Source organism: Paenarthrobacter sp. A20 (genome assembly GCF_024168825.1).
Lineage (GTDB): Bacteria > Actinomycetota > Actinomycetes > Actinomycetales > Micrococcaceae > Arthrobacter.
Window position 1 is genome coordinate 2,774,546 of the sequence record NZ_JALJWH010000001.1, and the last position, 24,727, is coordinate 2,799,272.

26 protein-coding genes are annotated in these 24,727 nt (G+C 62.0%); 19 read left to right on the forward strand and 7 right to left on the reverse strand.

Going from position 1 to position 24,727, the window contains the following annotated elements; translation table 11 throughout:
- Positions 1-262 precede the first annotated feature (262 nt).
- The 8 genes from J3D46_RS12935 (at position 263) to J3D46_RS12970 (ending at position 6,467) form a co-directional block, all read left to right on the forward strand.
- Positions 263-622: a LysM peptidoglycan-binding domain-containing protein gene (locus J3D46_RS12935; protein WP_231339171.1), complete on the forward strand. Its 360-nt coding sequence runs from the start codon at positions 263-265 to the stop codon at positions 620-622.
- Positions 623-700: 78 nt separating this feature from the next.
- Complete coding sequence (locus tag J3D46_RS12940; protein ID WP_253467629.1) at positions 701-1,819, forward strand: histidinol-phosphate transaminase; 1,119 nt, start codon at positions 701-703, stop codon at positions 1,817-1,819.
- Between the two features lie 46 nt (positions 1,820-1,865).
- Positions 1,866-2,492 (forward strand): imidazoleglycerol-phosphate dehydratase HisB, encoded by a 627-nt coding sequence (gene hisB, locus J3D46_RS12945; RefSeq protein WP_089594411.1) that lies wholly within the window; start codon positions 1,866-1,868, stop codon positions 2,490-2,492.
- Positions 2,489-3,241, forward strand: coding sequence for an imidazole glycerol phosphate synthase subunit HisH (gene hisH / locus J3D46_RS12950; protein ID WP_253467631.1), 753 nt, complete (start codon positions 2,489-2,491; stop codon positions 3,239-3,241). The genes hisB and hisH overlap by 4 nt, the downstream gene beginning before the upstream one ends.
- The gene (locus J3D46_RS12955) at positions 3,242-3,400 is read left to right on the forward strand and encodes a hypothetical protein (RefSeq protein WP_231339174.1); all 159 of its coding nucleotides are present in this window, start codon (positions 3,242-3,244) and stop codon (positions 3,398-3,400) included. It abuts the gene before it with no gap.
- Positions 3,401-3,447: 47 nt separating this feature from the next.
- Positions 3,448-4,191 carry a bifunctional 1-(5-phosphoribosyl)-5-((5-phosphoribosylamino)methylideneamino)imidazole-4-carboxamide isomerase/phosphoribosylanthranilate isomerase PriA gene (gene priA, locus J3D46_RS12960; RefSeq protein ID WP_231339175.1) on the forward strand — a complete coding sequence of 248 codons (744 nt, stop codon included), beginning with the start codon at positions 3,448-3,450 and terminating at the stop codon, positions 4,189-4,191.
- Positions 4,191-5,111, forward strand: a complete 921-nt coding sequence (locus J3D46_RS12965; RefSeq protein WP_253467635.1) for an SseB family protein — start codon at positions 4,191-4,193, stop codon at positions 5,109-5,111. The genes priA and J3D46_RS12965 overlap by 1 nt, the downstream gene beginning before the upstream one ends.
- 51 nt (positions 5,112-5,162) lie before the next feature.
- Positions 5,163-6,467, forward strand: coding sequence for an MFS transporter (locus tag J3D46_RS12970; RefSeq protein ID WP_253467638.1), 1,305 nt, complete (start codon positions 5,163-5,165; stop codon positions 6,465-6,467).
- Positions 6,468-6,550: 83 nt separating this feature from the next.
- On the opposite strand, the gene J3D46_RS12975 is transcribed toward J3D46_RS12970, so the two are convergent.
- Complete coding sequence (locus J3D46_RS12975; protein ID WP_253467640.1) at positions 6,551-6,949, reverse strand: DUF1844 domain-containing protein; 399 nt, start codon at positions 6,947-6,949, stop codon at positions 6,551-6,553.
- Between the two features lie 405 nt (positions 6,950-7,354).
- Between J3D46_RS12975 and infC the strand changes: the two genes are divergently transcribed.
- The 5 genes from infC (at position 7,355) to J3D46_RS13000 (ending at position 11,502) form a co-directional block, all read left to right on the forward strand.
- Entirely contained in the window at positions 7,355-8,431 is a 1,077-nt protein-coding gene (gene infC, locus J3D46_RS12980) for a translation initiation factor IF-3 (RefSeq protein WP_253467643.1), read from the forward strand.
- 117 nt (positions 8,432-8,548) lie between these two features.
- Positions 8,549-8,743: a 50S ribosomal protein L35 gene (gene rpmI / locus J3D46_RS12985; RefSeq protein WP_011774324.1), complete on the forward strand. Its 195-nt coding sequence runs from the start codon at positions 8,549-8,551 to the stop codon at positions 8,741-8,743.
- Positions 8,744-8,862: 119 nt separating this feature from the next.
- Positions 8,863-9,537, forward strand: coding sequence for a 50S ribosomal protein L20 (gene rplT, locus J3D46_RS12990; RefSeq protein ID WP_026547339.1), 675 nt, complete (start codon positions 8,863-8,865; stop codon positions 9,535-9,537).
- A gap of 26 nt (positions 9,538-9,563) precedes the next feature.
- Positions 9,564-10,475, forward strand: a complete 912-nt coding sequence (locus J3D46_RS12995) for an RNA methyltransferase (RefSeq protein WP_231339180.1) — start codon at positions 9,564-9,566, stop codon at positions 10,473-10,475.
- Between the two features lie 100 nt (positions 10,476-10,575).
- The gene (locus tag J3D46_RS13000) at positions 10,576-11,502 is read left to right on the forward strand and encodes a cation diffusion facilitator family transporter (RefSeq protein WP_253467646.1); all 927 of its coding nucleotides are present in this window, start codon (positions 10,576-10,578) and stop codon (positions 11,500-11,502) included.
- A 93-nt stretch (positions 11,503-11,595) separates the two neighbouring features.
- Here the strand turns inward: J3D46_RS13000 and J3D46_RS13005 are convergent, their stop codons facing one another.
- Complete coding sequence (locus J3D46_RS13005; protein WP_231339182.1) at positions 11,596-12,804, reverse strand: MFS transporter; 1,209 nt, start codon at positions 12,802-12,804, stop codon at positions 11,596-11,598.
- 136 nt (positions 12,805-12,940) lie between these two features.
- Here J3D46_RS13005 and J3D46_RS13010 point away from each other — a divergent pair, with 136 nt between their 5' ends.
- Complete coding sequence (locus tag J3D46_RS13010; RefSeq protein WP_308102699.1) at positions 12,941-13,375, forward strand: (deoxy)nucleoside triphosphate pyrophosphohydrolase; 435 nt, start codon at positions 12,941-12,943, stop codon at positions 13,373-13,375.
- Positions 13,376-13,450: 75 nt separating this feature from the next.
- Here the strand turns inward: J3D46_RS13010 and J3D46_RS13015 are convergent, their stop codons facing one another.
- A complete protein-coding gene (locus J3D46_RS13015) occupies positions 13,451-14,542 on the reverse strand; it encodes an Rv2578c family radical SAM protein (RefSeq protein ID WP_231339183.1) in 1,092 nt (363 codons plus the stop codon).
- A 92-nt stretch (positions 14,543-14,634) separates the two neighbouring features.
- Here J3D46_RS13015 and pcp point away from each other — a divergent pair, with 92 nt between their 5' ends.
- Positions 14,635-15,276 carry a pyroglutamyl-peptidase I gene (pcp, locus tag J3D46_RS13020; protein ID WP_253467649.1) on the forward strand — a complete coding sequence of 214 codons (642 nt, stop codon included), beginning with the start codon at positions 14,635-14,637 and terminating at the stop codon, positions 15,274-15,276.
- On the opposite strand, the gene J3D46_RS13025 is transcribed toward pcp, so the two are convergent.
- The gene (locus tag J3D46_RS13025) at positions 15,273-15,902 is read right to left on the reverse strand and encodes an SIMPL domain-containing protein (protein ID WP_231339185.1); all 630 of its coding nucleotides are present in this window, start codon (positions 15,900-15,902) and stop codon (positions 15,273-15,275) included. The genes pcp and J3D46_RS13025 overlap by 4 nt on opposite strands.
- A complete protein-coding gene (locus tag J3D46_RS13030; RefSeq protein ID WP_231339186.1) occupies positions 15,899-16,348 on the reverse strand; it encodes a hypothetical protein in 450 nt (149 codons plus the stop codon). Before J3D46_RS13030 ends, J3D46_RS13025 begins: the two co-directional genes overlap by 4 nt.
- A gap of 103 nt (positions 16,349-16,451) precedes the next feature.
- Between J3D46_RS13030 and J3D46_RS13035 the strand changes: the two genes are divergently transcribed.
- The 4 genes from J3D46_RS13035 (at position 16,452) to J3D46_RS13050 (ending at position 22,213) form a co-directional block, all read left to right on the forward strand.
- Positions 16,452-17,381 carry a hypothetical protein gene (locus J3D46_RS13035; RefSeq protein WP_253467652.1) on the forward strand — a complete coding sequence of 310 codons (930 nt, stop codon included), beginning with the start codon at positions 16,452-16,454 and terminating at the stop codon, positions 17,379-17,381.
- Positions 17,382-17,555: 174 nt separating this feature from the next.
- Entirely contained in the window at positions 17,556-18,617 is a 1,062-nt protein-coding gene (pheS, locus tag J3D46_RS13040; protein ID WP_159707253.1) for a phenylalanine--tRNA ligase subunit alpha, read from the forward strand.
- A 2-nt stretch (positions 18,618-18,619) separates the two neighbouring features.
- Positions 18,620-21,163, forward strand: a complete 2,544-nt coding sequence (gene pheT, locus J3D46_RS13045) for a phenylalanine--tRNA ligase subunit beta (protein ID WP_253467655.1) — start codon at positions 18,620-18,622, stop codon at positions 21,161-21,163.
- Positions 21,164-21,346: 183 nt separating this feature from the next.
- Positions 21,347-22,213 carry a serine protease gene (locus tag J3D46_RS13050; RefSeq protein WP_231339190.1) on the forward strand — a complete coding sequence of 289 codons (867 nt, stop codon included), beginning with the start codon at positions 21,347-21,349 and terminating at the stop codon, positions 22,211-22,213.
- A 412-nt stretch (positions 22,214-22,625) separates the two neighbouring features.
- Here J3D46_RS13050 and J3D46_RS13055 read toward each other — a convergent pair whose 3' ends face one another.
- Both J3D46_RS13055 and J3D46_RS13060 read right to left on the reverse strand, forming a co-directional pair.
- Positions 22,626-23,357 (reverse strand): hypothetical protein, encoded by a 732-nt coding sequence (locus tag J3D46_RS13055; RefSeq protein ID WP_253467659.1) that lies wholly within the window; start codon positions 23,355-23,357, stop codon positions 22,626-22,628.
- 87 nt (positions 23,358-23,444) lie between these two features.
- Positions 23,445-24,185 (reverse strand): matrixin family metalloprotease, encoded by a 741-nt coding sequence (locus J3D46_RS13060; RefSeq protein ID WP_231339192.1) that lies wholly within the window; start codon positions 24,183-24,185, stop codon positions 23,445-23,447.
- Positions 24,186-24,727 lie beyond the last annotated feature (542 nt).

Consider the following 24,727-nt stretch of genomic DNA (forward strand, 5'->3'; position numbering starts at 1 on the left):
AAACAGTGCTGTTTCTTCACTCAAACGTAGGGCAGGCACAGGCGTTTATCAAACATTTGTTCTAGCGAGTCTCGACACCGTTCGTTGATAAGTGCTAAAAATGTCATAGCAAGGTTCGAATATGTGTTCTATAAACCCGAACCGGATGACGGATGTTCGAACAGAGTGTTCGAACATCCGGGATCGGGGGAGGGGAACACAAAGAATTGGCAGCCATGTACCGGAATCCGGCGCAAGGCAATAGCTCAGAAGGGCTCAGCTCATGTCCGCAATCACTACGTTCGCTGATTTCCGCACTACCCAGGCGCCGACGCGCCTGCGTCTTACCCGCCGGGGTCGGATGGTCTTCTTTGGCATCCCCGCAATGCTGCTGGTGGCTGCGCTGCTGAGCCTGGCCGGTTTCATTACGTCCCCTGCCAAGGCCTCGGACTCGCAGGCGCAGCTCCAGCCGCCGGTCGCGGTGACCGTGACGGTCCAGCCCGGGCAGTCGCTGTGGGGTATCGCCGGCGCAGCTGCTCCGGAGCGCGATCCCAGGGATGTCATCTCCGAGATCATTCAGCTCAACGACCTCCATGGTGGCCGGATCCAGCCCGGGCAGCGTTTGTTCGTCCCGGCAAGCTAGCGCGTTCCACCGTGGCTGGATCCGGTGGCGCGGCGTCACAGTTACTCGGCAGTCCCGGTAGCCCCTTAAACTGTCTTGGTGAGTGACCAGCTTGAGCGACTAGACCGACTACCCCTCCGGACCAACCTGCGTGGACTGAGCCCTTATGGCGCACCGCAGCTTGACGTTCCTATCCTGCTCAATGTCAACGAGAACACTCATGGCGTTCCCGCGGACGTCCAGGCGGCCATCACGGAAGCCGTTGCCGCCGCGGCCACGGGGCTGAACCGCTACCCGGACCGGGAGTTCACCGAACTGCGCGAGTCCTTGGCCGAATACCTTGGCCACGATCTCACCCCGGACAACATTTGGGCAGCCAATGGTTCAAATGAGGTCCTGCAGCAGATCCTCCAAGCATTCGGCGGACCCGGTCGGAAGGCACTCGGATTCCCGCCCACGTATTCGATGTACCCCCTGCTGGCCAGTGGCACGGATACCGAATACGTACGCGGAGTCCGGGCAGAGGACTACGGCTTGGATGCGGCGTCGGCGGCAGCGCAGGTTCGTGAAACAGGAGCCAACATTGTGTTCCTGTGCTCGCCCAACAACCCCACCGGAACAGGCCTGGGCCTGGATGTTGTTGAGGCCGTTTACGAGGCCGGGGAGGCCAGCCAGGCCATCGTGATCGTCGACGAGGCCTATCACGAGTTCGCCCACGACAACACGCCAAGTGCCCTGACCTTGCTGCCCGGGCGCGAGCGTCTGATCGTTTCCCGCACCATGAGCAAGGCCTTCGCCCTCGCGGGCGCCCGGCTGGGCTATATGGCCGCAGCACCCGAGGTTACAGACGCCATCAGGTTGGTCCGCCTCCCGTATCACCTGTCGGCTGTTACTCAGGCAACTGCCCTGGCGGCCCTCAACCACCGTGAGGCCCTCATGGCCGACGTCGAGGACATCAAGGTCCAACGCGACCGCATCGTGACTGAACTCCTGCGCATGGGTCTCAAGCCTTCAGCCTCGGACTCCAACTATGTGTTCTTTGGCGGGCTGGTGAACCCGCACGCCATCTGGCAAGGCCTGCTTGACGCGGGTGTGCTGGTTCGCGACGTCGGCATTCCCGGACACTTGCGGGTCACCGCAGGGACCGAGCCGGAAACCACGGCCTTCCTTGAGGCGCTGGAAGCACTGCTGGACGGCCAGCCGCCACAGCGCGCCTAAACTTGTCCATAGACCCAACCCACTCTTCGTGTATAAGGACGTCCCAATGAGCGAAACCGGCGCCACGCCGTCCGCTGCCCGCACCGCGCGCATGGAGCGCACCACCAGTGAATCCTCCGTCCTGGTGGAGATCAACCTGGACGGGTCCGGTGTCTCGGACATCAGCACCTCTGTGCCTTTCTATGACCACATGTTGACCGCGCTGTGCAAGCACTCGTTGATTGACATGACCGTCAAGGCCACTGGCGATACCCACATCGATGCCCACCACACGGTGGAAGACGTGGCCATTACGTTCGGCGAAGTCCTGCGCACTGCTTTGGGCAACAAGGCCGGCATTCGCCGCTTTGGCGAAGCTACGGTTCCCTTGGATGAAGCCCTGGCCCACGCCGTCGTGGATGTTTCCGGTCGGCCCTACCTGGTGCACGGCGGCGAGCCCGCGGGCCAGGAATACCACCTCATTGGTGGCCACTTCACTGGGTCTTTGACGCGCCACGTTTTTGAAGCCATCACCTTGCACGCCGGAATCTGCCTGCACATGAACGTACTGGCGGGCCGCGATCCGCACCACATTGTGGAAGCACAGTTCAAGGCTTTTGCGCGGGCACTCCGTGCAGCGGTGGAATCCGACCCCCGGGTCGAGGGCATCCCCTCCACGAAGGGGGCACTGTGAGCGGCCAGGTCCTCAAGGACGGCGCGGTGGCCGACACCATCGCTTCGGTGAGGCCCGAGTCGCCGGAAGGCAAGCCAACTGTCACCGTGCTCGATTACGGTTCGGGCAATGTTCGGTCCGCTGTCCGGGCGCTTGAGCGTGCCGGTGCCCACGTAGTGTTGAGTTCCAAGCCGGAAGACGTCCTCAACGCCGACGGACTCGTCGTTCCCGGGGTGGGCGCGTTCGAGACCGTCATGAAGGAACTTAAGGCCGTGGATGCGATCCGCATGATCGGTCGCCGGGTGGCCGGCGGGCGCCCTGTGCTGGCCATCTGTGTCGGCTTGCAGGTCCTTTTCGAGGCCGGGGTTGAGCACGGCACTGAATCTGAAGGCATGGCAGAGTGGCCAGGCAAAGTGGAGTTGCTGCCTGCTCCGGTTGTCCCGCACATGGGTTGGAACACCGTGGACGTTCCCGAAGGTTCCAAGCTTTTCGCCGGGGTGGAGCAGGAGCGCTTCTATTTTGTGCACTCCTACGGTGTCCAGGAATGGAACTTCGATGTTGTGCAGCCCCGCATGGCCCCGCCCCAGGTGACATGGTCCGAGCACGGTGCACGCTTCATTGCTGCAGTCGAAAACGGCCCGCTGTGCGCAACGCAGTTCCACCCCGAGAAATCAGGGGACGCCGGGGCGCGGCTGCTGCGGAACTGGGTGGACGGGCTGAAAAAGCCCGGCACGCCAGGTGTGGCAGCATCTGGAAGCGGTGCCGCCTAGATGTGGTCTGTTGTCCTCATGGGCCTCGCCGGTGTGCTGGTGGGTGGCGGCATTTCCTTCCATCAGCAGAAGAAGCCCCGCTGGGTTTCCATCTCCTTCTACGTGCTGGCGGGCATGTCCCTGCTGGCCGCCTATCTCTTGACGCTGCCCGGTACCTGAACCGGTCACTCGAATAACCGCGCCACCCTCGAACTCCAAGGACCCACATGACCACCTCCTCCCAGTCCGTTCTGGAACTCCTGCCCGCCGTCGATATTGTTGATGGCCAGGCAGTCCGCCTCCTGCAAGGAGAAGCCGGCTCGGAAACCAGCTATGGAACACCGCTGGAAGCAGCGCTGAACTGGCAGAACGCAGGCGCCGAATGGGTTCATATGGTGGACCTTGACGCCGCTTTCGGTCGTGGCAACAATGCCGACCTCATCAGTGAGGTTGTCTCACAGTTGAACGTGAAGGTGGAACTGTCCGGCGGTTTGCGCGATGACGAATCACTGGAGCGTGCCCTGGACCTTGGCGTTGCACGCGTGAATCTCGGCACGGCAGCGTTGGAGAACCCCGAATGGACCCGCAGGGCCATCGACCGCTTCGGTGACAAGATCGCCGTTGGTCTTGATGTCCGCGGTACTACGCTCGCCGGTCGTGGCTGGACGAAGGAAGGCGGGGACCTCTGGGAGGTCCTGGCCCGCCTTGAGGATGCCGGCTGCGCCCGCTACGTCGTCACTGACGTCACTAAGGACGGCACCTTGCAGGGACCGAACGTGGAACTGCTGCGCCAGATGGTGGAGAAGACCGGAAAGCCTGTTGTGGCCTCGGGGGGAATTTCAAGCCTTGAGGACCTCCGGGTCCTGCGTGAACTTGTCCCAATGGGCGTGGAGGGTGCGATCGTGGGCAAGGCTCTTTATGCCGGCGCCTTCACCCTGCCCGAAGCCCTGGACGTTGCCGGTCGCCGCTGATGTCCCAGGATGCCGGACACCCGCACGGAAGCCACGGCCACCATGGCGCCGGCAGCCGGCACCTGCCGGGCCACATCGCCGCAGCGTTGGCCGGTGCCGGGGGAGCGACTGACTCTGCCGGGCAACCGTGGGCAGGCCGGAGCCTGACGGGAGACGACGCAAAGATCCACAACTTCGAGGACGACGACGGGACGGCGGACGCCGGTTACCTCGCCGCCATTGCCGGGCTGGTCAACGGGACCGGAGGCGAGGCCGAAGTAGTAGCCTCACTCGCCACGGCGCGGGTTTTCGTTCCGGTTGTCGCCCAGCTCGCCGAGGAAGCCGACGGCGTTGACGGACTGCATGCCGACAAGCAGGCCGATATGGCTTTGGTCACACTCACGGCGCCCGACGGCCGTAAGGCCATGCCTGTCTTCACCTCGGCCGTAGCCCTCGAAGCGTGGCACAGCGATGCCCGTCCCGTGGCCGTTTACGCGGCCCGTGCGGCCCTTTCAGCTGTCTCCGAAGGCGCGCAGTTGTTGGTTCTGGATCCCGGCTCGAACTTCACCTTCGTGGTTCGTCGCCCGGCAATGTGGGCACTCGCCCAACAGCGGGACTGGACGCCGTCATACCTTGATGATCAACTGGAGGCTGCTCTCGCTTCCACGGTGTCAGCCTTCCGGACTGTCCGTCGGCTGGAGACCCAACCGGGCGCCGGCGTTGCGTCCTTGACGGCTGACGGCCGCACGGTCTCCGGTGGTGGGTCGGGCCCGGAGCTGCGGGTGGTGCTCTTCCTCGAAGACGGACTGGATGCCGTGGCTGTGCAATCGTTGGTTGCCCAACTCAACGAGGTGTGGGCACGGATGGATTCCTTCGCTGAAGGCGTTGACTCCATTGAAGTTAAATTGCAGCGTGCGGCGCAGGAGCCTGGGCAGCACTAACGGCAGTTCCGGTTCCCCGGTCTGCCCCGGGGGAACAAGAGGATTTTGCCAGTGAACTTCGCTCTCTACAAAGAGATGCTGTCCATCCGCCCTGTCAGGCGCCTGTTGGTGGTGGGCATGATCGCCCGCATCCCGCATTCCGCGGCGGGCGTGCTCCTGACGTTGCACATCGTTCTAACCCTGGGCCAGGGCTACGCCGCCGCTGGTGCGGCGGCAGCTGTGATGACGATCGGCATGGCCTTGGGCGCGCCATGGCGTGGTCGACGAGTGGACACGGTGGGGCTGAGGAAGGCCCTGATCCCGTCGGTCGTCTCTGAAACCGTGATCTGGTCCATCGTTCCGCACGTCTCCTATGAGTGGCTGCTGCCGCTGGTCTTCGTCGGCGGGCTCTTCACTTTGCCGATCTTCAGTGTTGTGCGTCAGTCGTTGGGTGTCATGGTGGAGGGGGAGCAGCGGCGTTCGGCGTTCGCCCTCGATTCCATCGCAACGGAACTTGTGTTCATGATTGGCCCGGCTGTTGGTGCGATCGTTGCCACCAGCGGTTTCTCTGCGATCGGCCTGACAGCGGTGGGCATTTCGGTCTCCGTGGCGGGGCTGTTCCTGATGTGGTTCAACCCGCCCACGCGAAGTGACGTGGCCTGCACGCCGCAGGAGTCCGCTGAGCGGGCTGCGGCAGACCTGGTTGCGGCTGAAGCTGCGATGGTGGCTTCCGCGCCGGCCCATGTCCAGGAGGCGGCCTCGGAGATGGCCTCGAATACCTCACGCGGTTCAGCGCTCCGTGACCGCGTCGCGAGGAACTTCACCTGGTTCACAGTATCCGTGGCCGCATTGTTCGCGGTGGCCGCGGGATCGGGCATGGTGCTCAGTGGGTCGGACGTGAGCATCGTTGGGCTGCTGGAGCGTGGTGGGCACGAGAATGAAATTGGCATCGTGTTCTTCTTCTGGTGTGCCGCGTCCGTGGTGGGCGGACTCATCTACGGATCTATGAAGCGTTCGATTTCGCCCATGCTGTTGCTGTTGGGCATGGCCGCACTGACTATTCCCATGGGCTTCGCACAAGATACGTGGACCTTGGCTTTCCTGTCGCTTCTGCCGGGCCTGTTGTGCGCACCCGTCTTGTCCGCATCGTCGGAGAAGGTTGCCGACCTCGTGGACGAGGAACGCCGAGGCGAAGCCATGGGCTGGTATGGCTCGGCCCTGACGGCCGGCGTCGCGCTGGGCGCCCCCTTGGCAGGTGTTTTCATCGACGCCGTGGGTCCTTCCGCTGGCTTCGCGGCCATCGGCTCAGCTGGCGTCGTCCTCTGTATCGCGGGCCTGGTACTTACGTCCATGCGTCGACGGGCCGCCCGCGTCTGACTCGGCAAACTGGTGGAAAACACGACGGCGGGTCGACCATGTGTGGTCGACCCGCCGTCGTTTGATTCTTTCGGCAGTTGGCGCTAGTTCACCGGACCGGTGAACTTTTCGCCCGGGCCCTTGCCTGGTGCATCCGGAATGAGCGAGGCTTCGCGGAAGGCGAGCTGCAGTGAGCGGAGGCCGTCGCGCAATGGACCGGCGTGCTGGGAGCCGATTTCCGGGGCGGCAGCGGAGACCAGGCCGGCGAGGGCCGTGATCAACTTGCGGGCTTCGTCGAGGTCTTTGAGGTCCTCGGCGTTGGGATCATCCGCCAGGCCGACCTTGACGGCAGCAGCACTCATCAGGTGAACGGCGCCGGTGGTGATGACTTCCACGGCGGGAACTTCAGCGATGTCGCGGATCTGCTGGGAAACCCCCGTGTCGGCGGCAGGATCGGCGTCTTCGCTGTAGGCGTTGCGGGAATTGCTGTCTTCAGTGCTCATACTGGTAAGCTTGTCACAGACCGACTGGAAGTCGTTATTCACAGTGATCAATCACAGTGAACATCAGCAGTAATGCTCCCGCCGCGTGCAATGTGCGCTTGGCGGGTTGTTTCTGTAGAATTGTCTTTCAGTTTGCAAGCGGAGTTCTCTCCCACCCGCGTCAGCCGTTTCCCTTCAGGGACGTGATCCCTTTCGGGACAAGAGGTTGCCGGGTACCTGGTCGGACACTTGGGTGGCACAGCCACGCAGAGTGCGTACTTCCCGCAAGGGGAGTCAGCCGACCGTTGAGGCCTTCGATTGCACCAGCAATTGGGGGCCTTCTCTATTTGCCGGTGAAATTACCACAACCACAGGAGCTTTAACATTAGCGAGCCAAGAATCAATGAGCGTATCCGCGTCCCCGAGGTGCGGTTGGTCGGCCCTGCCGGCGAACAGGTAGGAATTGTCCGCATCGAGGACGCACTGCGTCTTGCTGCCGAATCCGATCTCGATCTCGTTGAAGTTGCCCCGCAGGCTAAGCCTCCTGTTTGCAAGTTGATGGACTTCGGCAAGTACAAGTACGAAGCCGCAGTCAAGGCCCGCGAAGCCCGCAAGAACCAGACCAACACGGTTCTGAAGGAAATTCGCTTCCGCCTCAAGATCGACAAGCACGACTACGAAACCAAGCGCGGCCACGCACTTCGCTTCCTCGGTGCCGGTGACAAGGTCAAAGCCATGATCCAGTTCCGCGGCCGTGAGCAGCAGCGTCCCGAAATGGGCATCCGCCTGCTCCAGAAGTTTGCTGAAGACGTTGCCGAGGTTGGCATCGTCGAGTCCAGCCCGCGCATCGATGGCCGCAACATGGTCATGGTGATCGGTCCTTTGAAGAACAAGGCTGAAGCGAAGGCTGAAGCCCGCCGTGCGGCCCAGCGTGCCGAAGCCAAGGCCCAGAATGAAGCCAAGGCATCGGGACGGGTGGACACCACTGGTGACCAGGCTCCCTTGACGCAGACCCTGGGTGACCTTCTTCCGGCCGGCCTGCTGGCTGGCGAAGAAGAGACCAAGCAGGAAACTGTGGAGGCCCCCGAGGTTGAAGCAGCCGTGGCTGATGAAGCTCCGGTTGTTGAAGAAACCCCGGCAGCTGAAGAGGAAGCGGCGGTCGAAGAGGCTGCTGTTGCAGAAGAAGCTCCGGCGCCTGTCGTCGAAGAAGCTCCTGTTGTCGAAGAAGCGCCCGTAGTCAAGGAAGCCCCGGCTCCCAAGGCTGCACCGGCCAAGGCCGCTGAGGTCCCGGCTGCTCCCAAGGCTGCACCGGTCAAGGCTGCTGAGGCTCCGGTTGCCAAGGCTGCCCCGGCCGAGACTCCGAAGCCTGTGGTTCCGGCAACTCCGAAGCCCGCAGTTCCTGCGGCTCCGAGGCCCGTAGCCAAGCCGGCAGCTCCCAAGCCGGCAGCCCGGCCCGCGGCCCCCAAGGCCGCGCCGAAGCCTGCATCACGCAAGACCAACTAGTTCAACGCCGCGGAGGCCCCGCCTCCACCGGCAAGCAACCAGCACGCCGGCCCTCGTAGGCCGGCTGCGCGAAAGAATCGCGGACTCGTCCGTGGATACGTAAGGAGATCGGTTCCCATGCCGAAGATGAAGACCCACAGCGGTGCTAAGAAGCGCTTCAAGCTGACCGGTACCGGCAAGCTGAAGCGTCAGCAGGCCAACCGCCGTCACTACCTGGAGCACAAGTCCTCCAGGCTGACCCGTCGCCTCGCCGGCGACAAGCTCGTCTTCAAGGGCGATGCCAAGGTCATCAAGAAGATGCTCGGCGTCTAAGTTCCAAGTTCTTTGGTTGCTGCCATCCGGCAGTGACCGACTACACCAAAAGCCTTCTCAGGCCGGCCGGGTTTCCGGCAGTAGCAGCTTGGGATAAAGATTTCTGAAGGAGTACGCACGTGGCACGTGTGAAGCGGGCGGTAAACGCCCACAAGAAGCGCCGGGTTGTCCTCGAACGCGCCAAGGGTTACCGCGGTCAGCGTTCGCGCCTGTACCGCAAGGCCAAAGAGCAGCTGCTGCACTCGTTTGTGTACAGCTACGGCGACCGCCGCAAGAAGAAGGGCGACTTCCGTCGCCTCTGGATCCAGCGCATCAACGCTGCATCCCGCGCCAACGGCCTCACCTACAACCGTCTGATCCAGGGCCTGAAGGCCGCTGAGGTTGAGGTTGACCGCCGCATGCTGGCAGAGCTGGCTGTCTCTGACGCCAACGCTTTCGCCGCTCTGGTGAACGTTGCCAAGGCTGCACTCCCGGCTGACACGTCCGCTCCGGCCGCCAAGGCTGAGGCTGCTCCGAAGGCTGCAAAGGTTGCTCCGGCAGCCGCTACGGCAACGGCTGTCAAGGCTGTCGTTTCCGAGAAGCCGGCAATCGACGGCGCAGTTGCTGCCGATGGCGACGAGGCTCCGGAAGGCTACGCCATCAAGGGCAACGCCGAGTCCAAGAAGTACCACGTTCCGGGTTCCACCTGGTACAACACCACCGCTGCTGAATACTGGTTCTCCACCGTTGAGGCTGCAAAGGCTGCCGGTTTCGAGCCGGCCGGCGGCGAAGCCCGCCAGCAGATCAAGAACTAGTCGCAACTGCCACTAAAGTTCTTTATATGAACGAAACCGGGCGCCCGCAAGACTTTCCGATGACCAACCCCCGAGCTGATCGGGTGAGGGACGTCGCCAAGCTTGCCGGGCGCCCGGCGCGTTTAAAGCGCGGACGCTTCCTGGCGGAGGGTCCGCAGGCGGTGCGCGAGGCGTTGAGCCTGCACCGTGAGCGCACCGCGGCGGGTGGTCCCGCCGTCGTGCATGAAGTCTTTGCCAGCGAAGCTTGCCTTGACCGTCTTCCCGAACTTGCCGACCTCGCGCAGGGAACGCCGCTCCGTCTGGCCAGCGACGAAGTGCTGGCCGCCATGGCGGACACGGTCAATCCGCAGGGGATTGTGGCCGTGTGCAGTTTTGTGGACGTGAGCCTGGAGTCAGTGCTCGACGCCGCTCCGCGCTTGATCGCGGTCATGTGCCAGGTGCGGGACCCCGGCAACGCCGGCACCGTCCTGCGCGCAGCTGACGCTGCCGGAGCCGATGCCGTGGTCTTGACCGGCTCGAGCGTAGACATCTACAACCCGAAGGCGGTTCGTTCGACCGCTGGGTCCCTCTTCCACCTCCCGGTAGTACTTGGTGCCGACGTTGAGGACTTGGTGGAGCGCTGCAGGCAGCGCGGTATCGGCGTTCTGGCCGCGGACGGTTATGGGACGGTCAACCTGGACAGGCTCCAGGACGAGAATGCTGCCCGTAGGCTCGGGAATGATTCCGTGGCCTCTGAGTACGCGCTGGAGGCGCCCACAGTGTGGCTGTTCGGCAATGAGGCCCAGGGGTTGTCCGACGCCGAACTGTCACTTGCTGATCATCGTGTCGCTGTTCCGGTCTACGGAGCGGCTGAGAGCCTGAATCTGGGCACGGCGGCCACTGTGTGCCTCTACGCCAGTGCACGTTCCCAGCAGGGCGCCAGAGTGGGGAATGCGTAAACAGCGCGCCGCCGGGTACGGTATTGCTTGCAAGATCAGACGATGACGACTCTTCTTGGCCCATTCCATACTTTCCCAAACCCGAAGAGGTGAAGCTTTCGTGGCTGCAGGTGGCGGTACCAAAGCGATTGTGGCGGCCCTCGCCGCGAATTTGACCATCGCTGTATTGAAGTTCATTGCATTCTTCCTGACGGCGTCATCGTCCATGCTTGCTGAAGCCATCCACTCGGTGGCCGACTCCGGCAACCAGATCCTGCTGCTGGTAGGCGGCAAACGCGCCAAGCGCGCCGCCAGCCCGGAGCACCCGTTCGGCTATGGCCGCGAGCGGTATATCTACGCGTTCATCGTCTCGATCGTGCTGTTCAGCGTCGGTGGCCTGTTCGCGCTGTACGAGGCCTGGGAAAAGTTCCAGCACCCGCACGGCATTGAAGGTGCCTTCTGGTGGGTCCCACTGGCGGTCCTGGTCGGCGCCATTATTGCCGAGTCCTTCTCGTTCCGCACGGCGATCATCGAGTCGAACCATGTCCGTGGCCAGCAGTCATGGGTAAAGTTCATCCGTAACGCCAAGCAGCCCGAACTTCCGGTGATCCTCCTGGAAGACTTTGGTGCGCTCCTCGGCCTGGTGTTCGCCCTCTTCGGCGTCAGCATGACTCTTATCACCGGCGACGGCGTGTGGGATGCCCTCGGTACAGCCATGATCGGCCTCCTGCTGGTTGCCATCGCTGTGGTTCTTGCCCTGGAAACCAAGTCGTTGCTGCTGGGGGAGTCCGCCACCAAGGAGGATGTCCAGAGCATCACCACCGCCTTGGAGGCCGACGGCACCCGGATCATCCACCTCAAGACCCTGCACCTTGGGCCGGAGGAGCTGCTGGTGGCTGCGAAGATCTCAATGGAGGCGTCCGAAACGGGCGAGGAGATCGCCAAGGGAATCGACGACGCCGAGCAGAGGATCCGGGCAGCTGTTCCGATAGCGCGGGTCATTTACCTCGAACCGGACATCGAACGGGTCCAGGCCCCGCAGGTTTAGGCTGACCGCTTTTCAGAGTTAACGCAGATGGGCTCCGCTTTCGCGGAGCCCATCTGCGTTAACGATTGGTTCGAGTCGCTGCTGATGCCTTCATCAGGTGGCAAGTGGTCGTTTGCGTTCCAGCAGGCCGCTCAACAGGGCCACTCCAAGGCCCAGGATGGCCAGCACCGCGCCCACGAGGGCAGGAGCCACGTAACCCCAGCCCCAGGCGATGACAGTGCCACCCAGGAAGGCGCCGAGGGCGTTGGCGATGTTCAGGGCTGAGTGGTTCAGTGAAGACGCGAGAGAGGCGGCACCCGGGGCAGCGTCCAATAGGCGGGTTTGCAACGCAGGGGTCAGCATCGAACCGACTCCTCCAACAACGAAGGCCATGATGAAAGCCGCCCAGGCCCAATGCGCAGCTATGGCGTAGACCACCAGGGCGACGGCGATTCCCGGCATGACCCAGTAGATGGTGCCCATGACGGATCTGTCGGCGATGCGCCCGCCGATGATGTTGCCCACCACCATGCCGAGTCCGTAGAGGGCCACCACTGCAGGGATGAGGCTTTCGGGAATACCCGCCACGGACGTCATGGTGTGGGCGATGTAGGTGTAGACGGCAAAGAACCCGCCGAATCCGATGATGCCGATCAGCAAGGCAAGCCATACCTGAAGACGCTTAAGCGCTCCGAGTTCCCGCCGGATGCTGGCATCGGGGTGGGCCGCTTGGAAGGGAACGAACTTCCACACCATGGCAACGGTCAGCAGCCCGATGGCGCCGACAATGATGAAGAGCAGCCGCCACCCGAATGTCTGCCCAACCCAGGTGGCCAAGGGCACGCCAATGACGTTGGAGACGGTCAGTCCTGCCATCACCATGGAGATCGCCCAACCCCGCTTGGTTGGGGCCACAAGGCCGGCCGCGATCACGGCTGCTACCCCGAAGAAGGCTCCGTGCGGAAGGCCCGATGCGAAGCGGGAGAGCAGCATGAAGCCGTAGTCGGGGGCGATGAAGGATGTCAGGTTGGCCAGCGAGAGGAACAGCATGAGACCCAACGCAAGGTGCTTCTTGGGGAGCTTCGCCCCGAAAGCGGCGAAGATCGGCGCGCCGATGACCACGCCGAGGGCGTAGGCCGAGATGAGGTTTCCGGCCTCGGGAGTGCTGATGCCGAGCCCGTCCTCGATTTCCTTCAGCAGCCCCATCATGGCGAACTCGGTGGTACCAATGGCAAACCCACCCATGGCCAATGCCAGGATGGCCAGGCCAAGGTGGCGCTTTCCTGTTGTGGCGGTTGCGGGTGGGGACACGGTGGTAGTCATAAGCCTGCTTCTTGAGGGTGCCTTGTGAGCTTGGGGAATGCGGAGAAAAATCCGATAACAAGTTTAGTCCCGCGGCTCGTCATTGGCGTCGCAGTGTGACGATGCCCATCATTCCGGGCGCCAATAGACTGGTCCGGTGACTGCATTGATAAATGTCGTTGGCGCTGCTGTCGTCGACTCCCTTGAAGCCCCCACTCGCCTTTTGGCTGCGCGCCGCTCAGCACCGCCCCAATTTGCCGGTATGTGGGAATTCCCTGGCGGCAAGGTGGAAGCCGGGGAGACTGCGGAGGCGGCCCTGCACCGCGAACTCGCAGAAGAACTGGGTATAGAAGTTCGGCTGGGGCCTGAGTTGGAGTCTGGCCACCCGGGCGGGTGGGTCCTTAACGACCGTGCAGCCATGCGTGTTTGGTTCGCCGAAACCACCGCTGGCGAGCCCGCTCCGTTGGAAGATCACGACGAACTGCGGTGGGTCTCAGTATTGGACAGTGATGAAGCTCTCAGGCTTCCCTGGATTCCGGCGGACTTCCCGATTGTCCGGGCTTTGTTGGAACGGGTAGTCGCGCCCGCCTAAGAGTGGAGCAGGCAAGTGCTGCCCTGTCTTGTCCGGGTTCGTCTTGTCCGGGTCGACTCTGCGCGGCCGCGGCCCTCAGAAGAGCGGCTGCTGTCCAGGCAGGGGAGCACTGCCGACCGCAGGGGTGGCTGCGGATGCCTGGGCAGGGCGGGCATTGCGGTGGCTGAATCCTGAGGTCCTGGTGTAGCCGTACTTCGCTTTGAAGTGACTGATACGGCTGGTCAGCCAGGTGCTGTATTCCTTGGAGACGTAGGAGCCTTGGCCGTAGAGGCGGCGGTACTTGCCCACGAGTTCGGGGTGCTGGGTTGCCAGCCACTGCATGTACCACTCCCGCGTCCCTGGCTTGAGGTACAGTGCGCCGGCCGTGACGCCCGTAGCGCCGGCTTTCGCAAGTTCGCTGAACAACGAATCAAGGGCCTCATCCGAGTCTGTCAGCCACGGCAGGATGGGCATCGCCATGACGCCGCAGCCGAGGCCGGCATCCCGGAGCCGGGAGATGAGTTTGAGCCGGGCCCTCGGAGAAGGGGTGCCGGGTTCGACCAGTTCGGCAAGCTCCTCATTGGTCATGGCCAGCGAGATTCCGAGGTCCACAGGGACCATGGTCGCAGCGTGCTTGAGCAGGGGAATGTCCCGGGCCAGAAGGGTCCCCTTGGTCAGGATGGAGAACGGGGTGCCGGAATCGGCCAGTGCCTGGATGATTCCGGGCATGAGCGCGTAGCGGCCCTCGGCCCGTTGGTACGGGTCTGTGTTGGTTCCCAGCGCCACCTGATGCCGTTCCCAGGACGGTTTGGCAAGTTCCTTGCGGAGCACTTCGGCTGCGTTGATCTTGACCACCACTTGCGAGTCGAAGTCCCGCCCGGCGTCGAACTCCAAGTACGTGTGGCTCTTGCGGGCGAAGCAGTAGACGCAGGCATGGCTGCATCCGCGGTACGGATTTACGGTCCATTCGAAAGGCATGGTGGAGCCCGAAGGCACCTTGTTGAGCACTGACTTTGCGGTGACCTCATGGAAGGTGACTCCGGAGAATTCGGGTGTCGAGATGGAACGCACAAGCCCGGACAGCGGCAACAGGGCGTCCACGGCCGGGGCAGGGCCGGGAGCCGGATTGCTGCTGGTTCCGGACGCCGGTCCACGCGTTGGTGAAAGTGCTTGTGCGTCCCATCTCATGAACTCCATTCGAATGTATGTTCGAATGATTGTCAAGGACCCCATGGGGAGATTGCCGAAGTGTGCAGTCGGGCGTTGCTAAGGTTGGGCCCATGATCCTGCTGACTGGCTTTGAACCGTTCGGGAATGAGGACATCAATCCTTCCTGGCTCGCCGTGCGCCGTGCACGGGACATCCTCAGGGCCGAAGGCCTCGACGTCGAAGCCCTGGAGTTGCCGTGCGTCTTTGGTGAGTCGGCAGTTACCCTTAGCCAGGCCATAGGCACCTTCAACCCGGACCTTGTGATCTGTGCAGGCTTGGCCGGCGGCCGTTCACGGATATCCCTGGAACGTGTGGCCATCAACATCGATGACGCGCGGATCCCCGACAACAAAGGCCGGAAACCTGTTGATGAGGAAGTGGTCCCCGGCGGCCCGGTAGCGTACTTCGCGACACTGCCCATTAAGGCTGCACTGCGGGACCTCCGGATCGCGGGAATCAAGGCCGAGGTCTCGCAGTCTGCCGGAACGTACGTGTGCAACCACATCTTCTACGCCTTGATGCATTTCCTCGCGTCACGGCCATCGGTTCGCGGCGGGTTCGTGCATGTTCCGTGCCTGCCAGAGCAGGTGTCAACGGAAGGTGACACGCCATCCATGCCGTTGGAATCCATGGCGGAGGGTCTCGCCGTCGTCGTCCGGACAGCCCTACGGACCCAGGCTGACGCTAAATTGAGTGCCGGCGCCATCCACTAGAGAAGTTCCCATTCCACCGTGACGCTGGCCGATACGGAGGACTCTCCTGCCTCAACGGGCAGGGCTTCAGCGGAGAAGGACGCCCTGACCATCCCGCCCAGGGGGATGGGGGTGCCATGCACAGGCTCCTGGGAAATGGACTTCACCTGCCCCAACCGCGCAGAGGCCAGTGATGCGTACTGTTCGGCACGCGCAAGGGCGTCCTGCCACGCCCCTTCCTGCGCCTGGGCCGTGACCTGCGTTGCATCGGCGAAGCCTTGCTCGATGCTGTTGATCCTGATGTCGTCTCCACCGGCCGCAACTGCGGCCGCTATAGCCGCTGGAGCATCCGCATGCGAACGAATTCCCACGTGCAGGGTGGTCGAGGCCACATAGGCCGTCACCTTTTGGCCCTGCCCTTCCACCCAGACCAGATCGGCGCGCAGGTTCAGGCCGCTGGTCCTCAGGTCGACGTCGGTGACGCCTGCCAATCGCAGACTGGCAGCGACAGCGCCGGCCGCCTTTCCGGCGTCGTCGTAGGCTTTCGCTGCTGTGTCCCGGCGCGTCTCCACGCCGAGCATCAACGTGACCAGGTCCGGAACAGCCTTGGCGCTCGCGGTCCCGGTAACAGTGATGGTTCGTTTCATGAGGCCTCGATTCCGTTGCCGGCAGGTCGGTCCCGCCGATGGTGGTCAATGTCAATGTATCCGCCTGCCGCGAGCCCTGCCTGGCGCTCAAAGAAGTTGCCCGACGCCGGATTGCCGCTGCGGAGCATTGACCAGCCAGCGGCGACTCCATAGAGGGCAAGGAACGGCAAGCCCAGGCAGTACGCGTATTGGGTGCTGTGGCGTTCCTCGTGCCCCAGCAGTACAGCGTTGCTGCCAGCTACCCCGTGGGGTGCGCGGTAGATGACGACGTTCCCCAGCGTGAAAGCTCCTGCGTGGGGGAGTTTCCAGTCGTACCCGGCGGCGATCAGAAGTCCGCGGGGCCCTCGGGACACCGTAGTCCGGGCGGCGGTGGCGACACCGAGCCCCAGCAGCGTGGACAGGTTCAGGACGTTTGCGACCTGCCGTAGGCGTTGCGCGGGAGTCATGAAGCAATGCTAGACCCCTCGCCTATGGCACGGCGCGGGCGGCGAGGATACGCTGATCGGGCACCCGCCGGTGCAGGGGAATGAATATGGGGGAAGAGGATCAATGAACGCGAAACGCGCCTTGGGCGTCGTCGGTGTCCTGCTTGCGGTGATGGTTGCACTGACCGGTTGCGTCAAGCTCAACATGTCCGTGAAGGTCAACAATGAAAAGAGCGTGGACTACGAGGTTGTCTACGCCATCCAGAAATCCGTGCTGGGCGAGAAGTCCTTCGACGAGTTCATGGAGTCCAATGGCAGTGGCAGCCAGCAGATGGATATCCCCGACGGTGCCACGGTGGTGGACTACGAAGACGAAAAATACAAAGGCAAGCGGATCACCGCGGCCAACCTTGACCCGTCCAAGCTCGCTGAGTCTTCCAGTTCGGAGAACCCCTTCGAGCTGAAGAAGGAAGGGGACTTCTATGTCCTCTCCATGGGCGGAGTGACCGGCGCCGACAGCAGCGACCCCCAGGCTTCCAGCATGGCCAAGTCCATGTTTGACGAAGCCTCCGTCAAGTTCACGTTCCCGGGCAAGGTAGTGGAGGCAAAGGGCGCCACCGTCGATGGCAACACGGCAACGTTCGACATGCTCTCCATTAACGAGACGGTGGTCCAGGCCAAAGCTGAAGCCAACGCGGGCGTGCCGATGTGGATCATCTGGACGCTGGTGGCTTTGCTGGTCATCGCAGCAGCATTAGTGCTGCTGTTCGTGCTGTTGCGCAGGAAGTCCGCGAAACCGGCGCTCGCCGGCGCAGCACCGTATGGACAGCAGGGCAATGCACCCCAACCGGGGCAGGAAACTTACCAGCATCCAGTTCAACAGGATTCCTACCCCCAGCCGCCCTCCCAGGCACCCCGGCAAGATTGGGCCGGGCAGGGTTACACGCCGGGCGCGCCGCCAGCGCAAGGGCCGCAGCCGCCCCAGCAGCCGGTTCAGAACCACGACGACGGCCAGTCGCCGCCGCCGCCCACCGCACCGCCGTCGGGCGCCTAGGGGATTGCCGCCGTCGAAAGTTTCACATAGCGGGACGTGTTCCGGTGGGTTAAATCCCGTCCGTGACGTTCAACTAGACTGAAGGGTAGTGCCTGCCGTCCGCGGCGAGCACTGCCCTTTCGTTTTGCAGGCCTGCCTTGCCGGCCGCTCCCTACTCGTAGCTAAGAACAGTAGATGACTGACACTTTGCCAGGCGCTGCCATCCCGAATCCGCTGGATGAAGCCGCCATCAACGCCGCCGTCGAGGACGCCATTGCCGCAATTTCGGCTGCATCCTCCCTCGAAGAACTCAAGGCTGTCCGCCTCGCCCACACCGGCGAGAAGTCGCCGCTGAGCCTGGCCAACCGTGAAATCGGTGGGCTCGCCAAGGAGCACAAGGCTGCGGCCGGCAAGCTCATGGGATCCTCCCGTGGCCGCGTCAACCAGGCGCTCGCAGCCCGCACCGAGGTCCTCGAGGCCGAGAATGACGCCCGTATCCTGGTGGAAGAAACCGTGGATGTGACGGCCGCGCCGCGTCGTCGCCGTGCAGGCGCCCGCCACCCGCTGTCGACTTTGCAGGACCGGGTTTCGGACATCTTTGTTGGCATGGGCTGGGAAATTGCCGAAGGGCCCGAAGTTGAGTCCGAGTGGTTCAACTTCGATGCTTTGAACTTCAAGCCGGACCACCCGGCCCGCGAAATGCAGGACACGTTCTTCGTGGAGCCCCCCGAGGCGCACCTGCTCATGCGTACCCACACCTCGCCCGTGCAGGTCCGCTCCATGCTGGAACGTGAAGTTCCCATCTATGTGCTGTGCCCGGGCAAGGTGTTCCGCACCGATGAACTCGATGCCACGCACACGCCTGTCTTCCACCAGTTCGAGGGACTGGCGATCGACAAGGACCTGAGCATGGCGGATCTCCGCGGCACGCTGGAGCACTTCGCCCGGCAGATGTTCGGCGACGAAGCCTCCATCCGCCTTCGCCCCAACTACTTCCCGTTCACGGAGCCTTCCGCCGAACTGGACATCTGGCACCCCGGTGCCAAGGGTGGTCCGCGCTGGATCGAGTGGGGCGGCTGCGGCATGGTCAACCCCAACGTCCTCCGGGCAGCCGGTATCGATCCGGACATCTATTCAGGTTTTGCCTTCGGTATGGGTATTGAGCGCACGCTCATGTTCCGCAACGAGGTCGGCGATATGCGCGACATGATCGAAGGCGATGTACGTTTCAGCGAGCACTTCGGGATGGAGATCTAACAGTGCGTATCCCACTTTCCTGGCTGCGTGAATTCGCGCAGGTACCGGCCGATGCAACGGCCGAAGACGTCATGGCTGACCTGGTCAAGGTTGGCTTTGAAGAAGAAGATGTCCACCGTCCCACGGACGAATTGACGGGTCCTGTTGTGGTGGGCCAGGTTCTGAGCCTGGTCAAGGAACCGCAGACCAACGGCAAGACCATCAACTGGTGCCAGGTCCGCGTGGTCCCTGAAGGCCAGGAGCAGATGCTCACAGGCGAGGGCATTGATCCTTCAGGCGTGCAGGGCATCATCTGCGGTGCCCACAATTTTGTTGAGGGCGACAAAGTGGTTGTCACCCTGCCGGGAGCTGTCCTGCCCGGTAACTTCCAGATCTCGGCGCGCAAGACCTACGGTCACCTTTCCGCGGGCATGATCGCTTCGGTCCGTGAACTGGGCATCGGCGATGACCACGATGGCATCCTTGTCCTGTCCCGCATCGGCCTGGACCCGGAGATCGGCACTGACGCGATGGAGCTCCTGGGTCTCTATGACCAGGCAGCCGAAATCAACGTCACGCCGGACCGCGGGTACGCGTTCTCCATCCGCGGTGTAGCCCGCGAGTACGCCCACGCCACCGGAACCTCGTTCGTGGATCCGGCGTCGAAGGTCAACGCGCCGGACTCCCTTCACGGCGGCTACGGCGTCAAGCTCAACGACGACGCCCCCATCTACGGCAAGCCCGGCTGCGACCGTTTCGTGGCCCGCACGGTCCGGGGCGTGGATGCTTCACGTCCCACGCCGCCGTGGATGTCAGCCCGCCTTCGCCTGGCCGGCGTTCGCTCCATCTCGCTGCCCGTGGACATCTCCAACTACGTGATGCTTGAGCTCGGCCAGCCGAACCACTGCTACGACCTCGACAAGCTCGCGGGCGACATCGTGGTGCGCCGTGCAGTGGCGGGGGAGAAGATCACCACCCTTGATGACAAAGAGCGCACGCTCGACGTCGAGGACCTGCTGATCACCGATGACTCCGGCGCTATCGGCATCGCCGGGGTGATGGGCGGTGCGCACACTGAGGTGTCCGACGCCACCACGAACATCCTGGTGGAAGCCGCGCACTTCGATGAAGTGTCGATTGCCCGCTCGCGGCGTCGTCACAAGCTGCCATCCGAGGCTTCCAAGCGCTTCGAGCGCGGGGTGGACTGGCACGTAGCCAACATTGCTGCCCAGCGCGTCGTGGATCTCTTGGTGGAGCTCGCCGGTGGCACTGCAGATGAGGCCGGGACCGATGTCGGAACCGCTCCTGACGCCGTCACCATTGATCTGCCGGCAGAGTTCGCCGCAGCCCGTATCGGCATCGATTTCACCGAAGAGCAGATCACCACGTCCCTTGGGGACCTTGGCGCTGTGGTTGAAAAAACCGCCGCCGGTTACAGGGTCACGGCTCCCAGCTGGCGCAATGACCTCGAAACCAAGGAAGACCTGTCCGAGGAAATCGCGCGCCTCGTCGGTTACGACAACATCCCCTCGACCCTTCCGGTGGCCCCTCCGGGCCGTGGCTTGAGCCGAAACCAGCAGCAGAAGCGCCGCGTCGTCCAAGCTCTGGCGGATGCGGGGCTCACCGAGGTGCTGTCCTACCCGTTCGTCTCCAAGGCAGCCAACGACACCTTCGGTGTGGCCGCTGAAGGTGCGGCCCGGCCGGCGTTGAAGCTGGCCAACCCCATCAGCGAGGAACAAGGATTCCTCCGCACGTCCATCCTGCCGGGCCTGATCGAGGTCGCCCGCCGCAACCACTCGCGCGGTTTCCGTGACCTGGCACTATATGAGGCCGGCTCGGTCTTCCTTCCGGGCGAGACGCTGGGCACGGATTCCATTCCGCCGCTTGGCGTGAAGCCCTCGGATGAGGTTCTTGACGCACTGTACGACGGCGTCCCGCACCAGCCGCTGCACATCGCCGCTGTTCTGACCGGACATGATTCACCGGCCGCAGCGACGCACACGCCGCGGGCCTGGGACTGGGCAGACGCTTTGGATGTTGCCCGTCTGATGGCCGACGTCCTGGGTGTTGAGCTGGTTGTCAGCCAGGGCAGCCACCAAGCGTTCCACCCTGGTCGTGCAGCGCAACTCGCGCTGCGCAACGGCGATGTCGTCGGCTACGCCGGAGAGCTTCACCCCAAGCTCCTGGCTGCGCACGACATGCCGGCACGCTCCGTGGCACTTGAGGTCAACGTGGAGGCACTGTTCGAAGCTGCCGCTGACGTGATCGTGGCCAAGCACATCTCCGGATTCCCCGTAGCGACGCAGGACGTTGCCTTGGTTGTCCCGCAGGACGTGCCGGCAGACCAGGTCCTCTCGGCACTGCGTGAAGGTGCCGGCGAACTCCTCGAAGACGTCGCGTTGTTCGATGTCTACGCGGGTCCCGGCATCGACGAAGGCAAGAAGTCATTGGCGTTCGGCCTCCGCTTCCGTGCTGACGACCGCACGCTGACGGCGGATGAGGCTTCTGAAGCCCGTGCCGCAGCTGTTGCTGTTGCGGCCGAGCGCTTCGGAGCAGTCCAGCGCTAAGCGCCCTGTTCGAGTAAATCCCCGGGACCTGATGGTTCCGGGGATTTTCTTTTTATTGAGATTGAGCTCCCAGCATCTTGACAGACTATTCACATCAGTATGACAGTTTTGTCATGCACATGTGAAGCATGTGTATCACATCCCTCGCACGGTTCATTGAGAGCCGTCCCTTGAAAGGTACCCATGAAGAAGCAGAACGTTGCTTTGCTTGTCGGGGCTGCAGTTATGGCTTTGACGTCCTCGCTTGGTGGAGCCGCAACAGCGTCAGAGCCGACGCCGCAAGTAGCCTCCGCCGAGGTCCAACCTGTATCGCACACAGTGGACCCGTCGCAGACGTCCGGTTCCGCCGCGTCAGCATTGGCAGACAGATACACGATTGCCGCACCGTCCAAGAACGGCGGCGCCTCCACGGACTCAGTCATCGGTGCGGATGGTCGCGTCCGCATCACTAACACCACCGCTGCACCCAACCGCTCCATCGTGCAGATTGAGTTCAACGGCGGCTACATCTGCTCCGGTGCCCTGATTTCCGATGACACCGTGCTGACTGCCGGGCACTGCGTGCATGAGGGTGGCACGGGATCGACAGCTGACTACTCCTGGGGCGTCAAAGTGGCGCCGGGGCGCAATGGATCAACCGATCCCTACGGTACGTGCGGCGCCACACAACTCCTGACGGACCAGCGCTGGATCGACTCGGCGAACACCAACGCCGACTGGGGCGTCATCAAACTCGACTGCACCATCGGCAACACCACGGGCTGGCTTAACTACACCGGTACCACCGCCAGCCTGAATGGCACCAGCACAACGGTGCGCGGCTACCCGGGGGACAAAGCGTTCGGCACCATGTGGTCCATGACCGGCCCCATTGAGAGCACCACCACCGAGAAGGTCTACTACAAGATGGATACCTATGGTGGCCAGAGTGGTGCCCCCGTCTACAACAGCTCCAACACCATCATGGCCATCCACACCAACGGCGGCAGCTCCAACTCGGGTACCCGCATCACACCCACGCTGGCGAACTACCTGACGTCGGTGAAGTAGCCCAGTTGAGTTAACCCACCAACAAGTGTTCCCCACAGCGTCTTCAGGGCTGCGGGGAACACTTGTCAAAGTTTGCCAAGGCTGCAGCTTGCTGGGGCGAAAGTTACAGAGGTGGATGAATGCCTGGAGTACATCGCCGACGAGAAAGCGTCCGAGGAGGATTGGAAGTTACTGGGGGAGCCGTTCCTGAGGGCCCTGCATAAAGCCCAGACAGGGAATCCATAAAGGTTGGCCCGCAACAGAGAACGACGGAGTGAAGCATACAAGGCCGGCGGCGCTGGCACTGCATTCGTCAGCGTAGCCACGGACAGGATTGACTGCTCGTTGGGGCTACGGCAATGGAGATACCCCCAGCCTTTGTGTGTCTGAGGGTATCTCTTTATGGAAGAACGGCCTTCGACAGCCTCCTCACCTACGGAAGTTTCACGAAACTGTCGAGGCGCTCCCATTCATGGGTTTCGTTGTTCAGTACGGTGGTTTGGGCGCCGTTGCCTCTAACCTCCCTGAGCCCGTACTGGTAACCCTGCACTGAATATTCTGACAATTGGCCATCCTGGCCCGTTTGTGGCATGAGTAGGGCGACATACTCTTTACCGGCCTCGACGTCGACGTCGTCGGTGATCTTTGCCCTGATGAACTTTGCATCGGTAGGCTTCGTGCCGCCGTTTAGTTTCAGGATCTTTTCCTGCTGGGCCTTGTTGAGACTGTTCCAGTATTCGTCGTAAGTTACAGTTCCGCCAACCCGCGAATAGTTCACCTGCGCGCCCGGGACAATGTCGCCCTTGTAGGCCTCTCGGACAGTCATTTTCCCCACGGTCTGAGGAAACACATACTGATTGGTGATGGGGCTGAATGTACGTCCACCGCTGATTGACTCGACGTGAATTCGCGCGACGATAGGATACTTGTTGAACCCGTAGAGGGGGTCCGTTGGTTCCCAAATAAAATCAACATCGGTCCCGGCAAGTCGAATCTGGTCGGCTGGAATATTGGCATAGGCGTCGTTGGAGCTTTGTGGAACCGACTGCTGACCGAGCTGACCGGACTCCGTGTTTGTGGAGTTGGGCATGCCCGCTGCGCATGCCGGCAGGTTACCTAGCAGCAGCACTGCCAGGATCATGATGGGTGCTTTTAGTTTGTTCATGGTGTAGGTGTTCCCCCTTGCATTCTGTAGCTGGAGAGGCGTGAGCTGCTGGCCCGCCAGGGGCGAAGCATTGGTCCTGGAGTGGAATCAGTACAGGATGTTGATGGCATCGTTATCTACCCCTGTCACTCGTTGGGCGACACGTCCATAGGCTGTCTGGCACATGATGCTGAAAGGAATGTTGTTGTAGTGGGCAAGTCCGAAAGCGTGACCCATTTCGTGGATGGTAGTCCCGAGAGCTGATTCGTTGCTGGTGCTGGCCAAGCTATACACGGAGTTGTTTATGTGTACCTCTGCATACGTCCAATTGGACGACTCGGGGTAGATTGTGCCGCCGGTGGCGGAGAAAAAGGAGGTCCAGGCTAAGACGTTCATACCTCCACCAAAGTAGGCATCATTGTGTTGATGAAAGTCCATGGTGGAGCCAATATTGCTACCGACGAAGCTGATGTAGATGGGATTACTCCACCCGGGATACATCCAGTTATTTGCTGCACCTTTGATGAGGTGTTCCCAATTGCCGACTCCGGAGGAGTAGTTGAGCCACGCCGTGACGTTGCCAACACCGTTTTGATAGCGGTGGCCGAATGTTGGTGTTGCTGCGTGGGCGCTGGTGGCCGGCAGCATGATCATGATCATTACGACCAAAATTGCCAGCAAGGAATTTCCAGCTCTTACAAATCTTCGGGTGAATTCCAATTTGCCTAAGTGGAAAAGTTCATCCAGGGCTAAGCGTGACTTTTGATTGAGATTCTGCGGGATTTGGTGCATTTGGCCAAGATCGTATTGGGAATCTTTATTGGCAGCGGTAGGGCGGTTTTTCATCATCGGGTCCCCCTGTACATTTAGAACACCATTGTTCCATGTTGCGCACAAGGGTCATCCCTTATGCAATCCGAAGCTACAAGCTCCGGAAGATAGTCGCTTCATCTTTTAGGCTGAGAATGTAGAGCCAACCAGCCCATTTAGTTTCGTTTAGCTGCAGAGTACAGGAGGCGAACCTCCTTGTCAGGAATAAAGTCCAGATTCAAACGGAAACTTCAAAAAGGCATATAAATCAAGGGGTGTTTTAAGACTCAAAATAGATAGTGCAGAAACATTCCTATTCTCGCGTCACGATTCTAGGTTCGATGTCACTTAAGCAAAATCGCGATGAGTATGACCAGGGCCGGCTTTAGGGCTAACGATCGAGCATGTCCGGGAATTTATGACGGCGCCTGCATGAGCGATCGCTCAGGGGAGATGACTAGCACGGAAGGCTGCTGATTGTTCAGCAGGTCGTCGGGTCGCTGGTTCCGAAGGCTGGGCATCGCACGTGTTCGGCATTTCGAATTCCTCGTCGCAGAATGCCCTGCAACGTTTCGTGAGGG

Coding starts and splice junctions, on each gene's coding strand:
- pheS (WP_159707253.1), top strand. CDS start 17,556: ATGACTGACACTTTGCCAGGCGCTGCCATCCCGAATCCGCTGGATGAA.
- J3D46_RS12975 (WP_253467640.1), bottom strand. CDS start 6,949: ATGAGCACTGAAGACAGCAATTCCCGCAACGCCTACAGCGAAGACGCC.
- J3D46_RS12955 (WP_231339174.1), top strand. CDS start 3,242: ATGTGGTCTGTTGTCCTCATGGGCCTCGCCGGTGTGCTGGTGGGTGGC.
- J3D46_RS12935 (WP_231339171.1), top strand. CDS start 263: ATGTCCGCAATCACTACGTTCGCTGATTTCCGCACTACCCAGGCGCCG.
- J3D46_RS13030 (WP_231339186.1), bottom strand. CDS start 16,348: ATGACTCCCGCGCAACGCCTACGGCAGGTCGCAAACGTCCTGAACCTG.
- hisB (WP_089594411.1), top strand. CDS start 1,866: ATGAGCGAAACCGGCGCCACGCCGTCCGCTGCCCGCACCGCGCGCATG.
- J3D46_RS13025 (WP_231339185.1), bottom strand. CDS start 15,902: ATGAAACGAACCATCACTGTTACCGGGACCGCGAGCGCCAAGGCTGTT.
- priA (WP_231339175.1), top strand. CDS start 3,448: ATGACCACCTCCTCCCAGTCCGTTCTGGAACTCCTGCCCGCCGTCGAT.
- rpmI (WP_011774324.1), top strand. CDS start 8,549: ATGCCGAAGATGAAGACCCACAGCGGTGCTAAGAAGCGCTTCAAGCTG.
- J3D46_RS13035 (WP_253467652.1), top strand. CDS start 16,452: ATGAACGCGAAACGCGCCTTGGGCGTCGTCGGTGTCCTGCTTGCGGTG.
- J3D46_RS13050 (WP_231339190.1), top strand. CDS start 21,347: ATGAAGAAGCAGAACGTTGCTTTGCTTGTCGGGGCTGCAGTTATGGCT.
- J3D46_RS12995 (WP_231339180.1), top strand. CDS start 9,564: ATGAACGAAACCGGGCGCCCGCAAGACTTTCCGATGACCAACCCCCGA.
- pcp (WP_253467649.1), top strand. CDS start 14,635: ATGATCCTGCTGACTGGCTTTGAACCGTTCGGGAATGAGGACATCAAT.
- J3D46_RS13005 (WP_231339182.1), bottom strand. CDS start 12,804: ATGACTACCACCGTGTCCCCACCCGCAACCGCCACAACAGGAAAGCGC.
- J3D46_RS12965 (WP_253467635.1), top strand. CDS start 4,191: ATGTCCCAGGATGCCGGACACCCGCACGGAAGCCACGGCCACCATGGC.
- J3D46_RS13060 (WP_231339192.1), bottom strand. CDS start 24,185: ATGATGAAAAACCGCCCTACCGCTGCCAATAAAGATTCCCAATACGAT.
- J3D46_RS13015 (WP_231339183.1), bottom strand. CDS start 14,542: ATGAGATGGGACGCACAAGCACTTTCACCAACGCGTGGACCGGCGTCC.
- J3D46_RS13055 (WP_253467659.1), bottom strand. CDS start 23,357: ATGAACAAACTAAAAGCACCCATCATGATCCTGGCAGTGCTGCTGCTA.